The sequence below is a fragment of the Vibrio sp. 1402 genome (assembly GCF_033340275.1).
Genome location: NZ_JAWOWE010000188.1, coordinates 1 through 777, shown reverse-complemented (window position 1 = coordinate 777; position 777 = coordinate 1). Strand labels below are relative to the sequence as shown.

At 40.3% G+C, this 777-nt stretch carries 1 protein-coding gene; it reads left to right on the top strand.

The genetic code is table 11. The features are described 5' to 3' along the window. Nucleotides 1-777, top strand: a 777-nt coding sequence (locus R7044_RS24990) for an ABC transporter substrate-binding protein (protein ID WP_225455971.1), incomplete at both ends; no start/stop codon positions are given.

Below are 777 nucleotides of genomic sequence, written 5' to 3'. Positions count from 1 at the left end.
AAGTGGATTCCTCAATTGGCTAAGTCATGGGCATTTGGTGAAGATAATAAAACGGTTTATTTTAAGCTTGATGACACTGCAAAATGGTCTGATGGTGAGAAGATCACGGCCGATGATTATGTCTTCATGATGCAGTACTACACCTCAAAAGACATTATTGACCCTTGGTACAATGACTTTTTTACCAACAGCATTGTTAGCGTGGAAAAAATTGATGATTACACCATCCGTGTTAATTTAGCGGTTGCACAGAGTCATGATTCTCTGATGGTCATGATTAATATGCCAAGCAATGGCTTCCAACCTCGTCCAAAACACTTTTTCAAAGGTGAGAAGGATGAAAACAACGATGGCATGCCGGATAATTTTGTACGTAAATTCAACTTCAAAGCTGAACCAACGGCAGCACCATACTACCTAGATAAGGTTAAAAAAGGGAAAAGTGTTACTTTTAAGCATGTTGGTGAAGATTGGTGGGGCTACAACAATCGTTACTACAAGAACCGTTATAACGTAGAGAAAGTCCGTATCACAGTTATTCGCGATCCTGACATTGCGATGAAGCACTTCGAAAAAGGTAATCTCGATTACTTTGAAATGGTGCTACCAAGCTTTTGGCACGATAAAACGAACACTGATGTTTACAAAAAAGGTTATATCCAAAAGTATTGGGGATTCAACCAATCACCACAAGGCGCTGGTGGCGTATGGATGAATACGGCAATGCCTTTGTTGGATAATCTAGAAGTGCGCAAAGGCATCATGGCTGCAACAGAT